Annotated in this window: 6 protein-coding genes and 1 pseudogene; 3 read left to right on the plus strand and 4 right to left on the minus strand. The window is 68.3% G+C overall.

All coding sequences use genetic code 11. The features are described from left to right. Both FV230_RS24640 and FV230_RS24645 read right to left on the minus strand, forming a co-directional pair. Positions 1–331 (minus strand): tetratricopeptide repeat protein (locus FV230_RS24640; protein ID WP_147844270.1); only part of this gene is annotated, 331 nt, incomplete at its 3' end. A gap of 95 nt (positions 332–426) precedes the next feature. After that, complete coding sequence (locus tag FV230_RS24645) at positions 427–1,032, minus strand: NnrU family protein (protein ID WP_147844271.1); 606 nt, start codon at positions 1,030–1,032, stop codon at positions 427–429. A 162-nt stretch (positions 1,033–1,194) separates the two neighbouring features. On the opposite strand from FV230_RS24645, the gene FV230_RS24650 reads away from it, so the two are divergent. Beyond that, complete coding sequence (locus FV230_RS24650; RefSeq protein ID WP_147728308.1) at positions 1,195–2,358, plus strand: hypothetical protein; 1,164 nt, start codon at positions 1,195–1,197, stop codon at positions 2,356–2,358. 63 nt (positions 2,359–2,421) lie between these two features. After that, positions 2,422–2,733, plus strand: coding sequence for a cupin domain-containing protein (locus tag FV230_RS24655; RefSeq protein WP_147844272.1), 312 nt, complete (start codon positions 2,422–2,424; stop codon positions 2,731–2,733). A 64-nt stretch (positions 2,734–2,797) separates the two neighbouring features. On the opposite strand, the gene FV230_RS24660 is transcribed toward FV230_RS24655, so the two are convergent. Beyond that, positions 2,798–3,247 (minus strand): hypothetical protein, encoded by a 450-nt coding sequence (locus tag FV230_RS24660; protein WP_147844273.1) that lies wholly within the window; start codon positions 3,245–3,247, stop codon positions 2,798–2,800. Positions 3,248–3,257: 10 nt separating this feature from the next. Beyond that, on the minus strand, positions 3,258–3,836 hold the full coding sequence (locus FV230_RS24665) for a hypothetical protein (protein WP_147844274.1): 579 nt from the start codon (positions 3,834–3,836) through the stop codon (positions 3,258–3,260). 345 nt (positions 3,837–4,181) lie between these two features. Here FV230_RS24665 and glyA point away from each other — a divergent pair. Beyond that, positions 4,182–4,841 (plus strand): annotated as a pseudogene (glyA, locus tag FV230_RS24670) (serine hydroxymethyltransferase); the annotation flags it as partial.

Below are 4,841 nucleotides of genomic sequence, written 5' to 3' on the forward strand. Positions count from 1 at the left end.
CCGGGTCGCGCTTGGCGGTCTCGGCAGCGGAGCGGAACTGGGCGAGCAGGCGGTAGCCGGCCGGCCCCTGCGCCTCGAGGGCGTCGAACGCCTTGTCGGCCTCCGCCACCTTGCCGTCGCGGGCCAGGCGGTTGGCCTCGTCGAACTGCTGCGAGGCGGCCTCGGCCGCGTTACGCTGGGCCGTCTGCCAGTAGCGCCAGCCGCCGACGCCGGCGACCACCAGGATCGCCACTGCGATGATCACGCCGCTGTAGCGGCGCCAGATCTCGGCGACCTTGTCGCGGCGATAGTCTTCGTTGACCTCGCGGATGAACTCGTTGTTCTCAGCCATCGTATCCCGGTCCGGCGCGCGAGCCGGACGACCTGAAGCATCTCGATTGGCCCCGCGCCTAGCACGCGGGCGCCGGTTTGGCGACCGGGCGGCGTCTACGCCTGGCCCGGCCAGGCGTAGACGCCGATCAGGATCGGGTGGAGATACTTGCCGAACACGAACCAGGCGACGACGCCGACGACCACCGCGATCGCGTCGTTGCGCCAGCCCGCAGAGGCCGCGGCGCCCCCGTGCTGCGCGACGACCTGACCCGCCGTGAGCGCGCGGCGCTTGGCGCTGATCCGGGCGATCACCGCCCAGGCCAGGAACGAGCCGAACAGCAGGATCGAGCCGAGGTCGCCGTTGGCGAGCAGGTGCGCCGTCGCCCAGATCTTCACGGCGAGCAGCATCGGGTGCTTGGCCTTCGCCCGGATGTGGCCCGGCAGGTAGGCCGAGGCCAGCACGATGAAAGCGAGCAGCACCAGCACCAGGGACAGGTGGCGCGTCCAGACCGGCGGATCCCAGACCGGGATGTACCCGTCGACGCGATAGTTGTGGAAGCCGACACCGATCAGCACGAGGCCGAGGACCGAGAGCAGGGTGTAGCCGAGCTTGTACTTGCCCTCGCCGACTTGGCCGACGACCTCGGAGCGCTTGGCGCGCAGCATCGAGAAGGCGTGGGTGCCGAGGAACAGCACCAGCCCGAGGATCAGGATCAGCATGGATGGGGACTCGGCTCGGGAGGATCGGGCCCCCGCACCGGCGGGAAGCCATTCTGTAACGGTTCTGAACAGAAACTCCCGTGGTTTGTCCAGGCGCGCGACCGTTGTCCGTGCGCGCTCCTCGTCCAAGTGCGCTTTCGGCGCACCCACCGGTCTCGTCCCATGCGGCTCCGCCTCGCGCTGTTTCTCCTGTCGCTGCCGGCGCTCGCGCAGGCGGCCGCCGAGCCGCCGCTGTCGAGCCTGACCCTGGTCGGGCCGCCGAGCATCGTGTTCAAGGCCGGGCGCGACGCCTGCGACGGCGCCGACGTGCCCGACGCCTCGGCCCGCGCGTTCCGGGATGCCACCGGTGCGGTCGCCCTGTTCGGCATGCACTACCGCAACCGGGCCCTGCGCGGGCCGGACCTCGACCACCTCAAGCTCGACTGCACGGTGGTGCTCGACTCGGGCGAGAAGGCCGACCCGGCGCTCTACGACGACCGCTCCTGGATCACCGCCACCTGGACCGAGGACGGCGCCCGGATCGCCGCGCTGGTGCACCACGAGTACCAGGCGAACGAGCATCCGGGCCGCTGCACGGCCGAGACCTACGAGGCCTGCTGGTACAACACGATCACCGCCGCCGCCTCCGCGGATGGCGGCCGCAGCTTCCTGCGCACGACCCCGCCCGCGGTGGCGATGGCGGCCCCGTTCCGGCAGGAGGTCGGCCAGGGGCGTCACCGCGGCTTCTTCAACCCGTCGAACGTCTTCGCCGACGGGCGCTTCCGCTACGTCTTCGTCTCGACCACCGGCTGGGACCGGCCCGGGGATCAGGAGGCCGGGGTGTGCCTGTTCCGCACCGCCACGCCCGGCGATGCGGCGAGCTGGCGCGCCTGGACCGGCACCGGCTTCACCGCGTCCTTCCCGGATCCGTACCGCACCAAGGGCGCGCGGGCCGAGGCCTGCAAGCCGGTGGCGCCGTTCCCGACGCCCGTCGGGGCGGTGGTCCGCCATCGCGGCACCGGCGCCTTCGTCGCCCTGTTCATGGCCAAGGCGGGTGACGGGTTCGCGCAATCGGGCTTCTACTGGACGAGCTCGCGCGACCTTCTGACCTGGGACGTGCCGCGGCTGCTCGTCGCCGGGGCGACGCTCTACGACGACCCCTGCGCGGCGCCGGGCGGCCTGATCGCCTACCCGTCCCTCCTCGACCCCAGGGCCGAGGGCCGGAACTTCGACGACGTCGGCGACACCGCGATCCTCACCTACGTGACGCTGCGGACGGAGGGCTGCACCATCACCTCGGACCGCGACCTGCTGCGGCGGCCGGTGGCGATCAAGGTGTGGCCGTGAGCGCATCGTGCGTTGACCGGGACCGCGCCTGCATCATCTTCGAGGGCTGACCACGAGGCCGCCATGACCGACCACCTGCTCGCCTGGGACGAACGCGACGAGACCGTCGCGGAAAACGGCGTCGCCAAGCGCACGATCCCGGGCGCGGGCGCCAGCCTCGTGCGGATCGTCGTCCCAGCGGGCACCTCGGCGGCGCGGCACAGCCACGCGCACGAGCAGTTCGTGCAGGTGCTCTCCGGCTCAGGCATCCTGGAGACCGAGCAGGGCCGTGCGGCATTCGGCCCCGGCAGCGTGTTCCACTTCCCCGCGGAGGCGTGGCACGCGGCGGAGTTCGAGACGGAGACGGTGCTGGTGGAGACCAACGTGTCGGCGTGAGGCCGGCGGATGGGTCCGTCGTTCGACGCGACCCATGTCGGCGGGCCCCTCCAACCTTCGACATCTATGAAGGCGTGCGACCGACCTCCCCTGACTCGATCCGATCGACCTCGTTCTCGGTATCCCGCGCATAGCGTGCGGCCTCTCCGGGTCGAAGAATTCTTCCCTCTTGCGGGTCGAAAGCCACGCCGTCGGTCAGCGTCAGGCAGGCGGCCAGCGCCAGCCACGTGCCGACGCAACTCGGCAAAGCCGCGAAATAGAAGGCGTAGGCGTAGGGCCACGGCCCGCCGAGATCGATGTCGTCGTACGTTTCCGCCAGTTCCGCGAACGCGCAAGCGCCGAACTCGAACCCGGCTTCTCGGCCACGCCAAAGCGCCGGAAGGTGCCCCCGATGATCCGCGAGATCGCGAGCCGATCTCAATCTCAGATCGAACCCGAGGGCATCGATCGACGCTTGCCAGTCTTCGATCGATTTGATCGGACGGGCGCAGAACGCGTAGGCTTCCATCGTCATGTTCTGTCCCTCAAAACCAGTGGATGTCGGCAAAAACGCTTATCTTCGTCGTGGCGGCATGTGATTTGACCGCGACACCGCGTCGAACATGGATTTCGATCACCGGCACATCGGAGCCGACCCCGAGACCTTCACGGATCTCCCGGACGCGCGCTGGTGTCAGACGCGCATTTCCCGTCTTGAAGTCCCATACCGCCAATATCGGGGCCGAGGATGTTCTTCCATCGCGCAAGACCACGTCGGTCCGCACGCTTCCCTCCAGCCCATAACCAACACTATCGCCCAGGCTGAAGCTTTGCTCGACGCCGTGCCGGCCGATACCTGGAATATCCAGATTGCGAATCAATCGAGCGGTCGCAGCATGCAGTCGGACGCCGTAGGCCGGCACACGGACATCTCCCGAGATCGAGATTGCCTCCTTGACGACATCCACAAGAAGCTCGGTCTTCGCGTCGATCCTTGCGTTCCCGGTTTTCTCTATCTGGCTGCGCACGATCTGACCGGCGCCGCCGGTCCAGCGACCATCCGGGCCTCGGGGTTGATCCGGGCGAAAGCCGGCTTTGAGGGAATGGCTGAGCACGGACAGCATCGCAATCGCAGGCGGATCTCTGCAACTCTGTGCGCGAATCGAAGCTGGTCTCGACGTTCGTTCATGCCAAAGCTCCCCCGAAGAGGCCTTGCCATATATTCCTAATAAAGTCAATTTTCCTATAGCGTTGCGGAGCGAGGCACGGCCGATCGCCCAGTCTTGCTTTCAGCGTGCAGTTGACGCTGCCGGGCGCCCGGCCTCAACTTTTCTTGCCCCCGCGGCAAAAAGGCCTGTGTTGGCGGCTTCCACGCACGCGTGTAGAGAGTAGCGCTACGAAGGCTCGCCCGTGCACGCCGACGGGACGAGCGCGCCGATTTCGCCCGCATACAAGAACAGAGGCCATCCATGAGCGCCGGTACCGCTTCCGACAAGCATTTCTCGAACTCCTTCTTCGCGGCCCCGCTGAGCGACGCGGATCCGGAGATCGCCAAGGCCGTCGAGCAGGAGCTCGGCCGGCAGCAGCACGAGATCGAGCTGATCGCCTCCGAGAACATCGTCTCGCGCGCCGTGCTCGAGGCGCAGGGCTCGGTGCTGACCAACAAGTACGCGGAGGGCTATCCCGGCCGTCGCTACTACGGCGGCTGCCAGTTCGTGGACATCGCCGAGAACCTCGCCATCGAGCGCGCCAAGCGCCTGTTCGGCGTCGGCTTCGCCAACGTGCAGCCGAACTCCGGCAGCCAGGCGAACCAGGGCGTGTTCATGGCCCTGATGCAGCCGGGCGACACCTTCCTCGGCCTCGACCTCGCCGCCGGCGGCCACCTCACCCACGGCGCGCCCCCGAACGTCTCGGGCAAGTGGTTCAAGCCGGTCTCCTACACCGTGCGCCGCGACGACCAGCGCATCGACATGGAGCAGGTCGAGGCGCTGGCCCACGAGCACAAGCCGAAGGTGATCATCGCCGGCGGCTCGGGCTATCCGCGCCATTGGGACTTCGCCAAGTTCCGTGAGATCGCCGACGCGGTCGGCGCGTACTTCTTCGTCGACATGGCGCACTTCGCCGGCCTC

This window comes from Methylobacterium sp. WL6, from assembly GCF_008040095.1.
Lineage (GTDB): Bacteria > Pseudomonadota > Alphaproteobacteria > Rhizobiales > Beijerinckiaceae > Methylobacterium.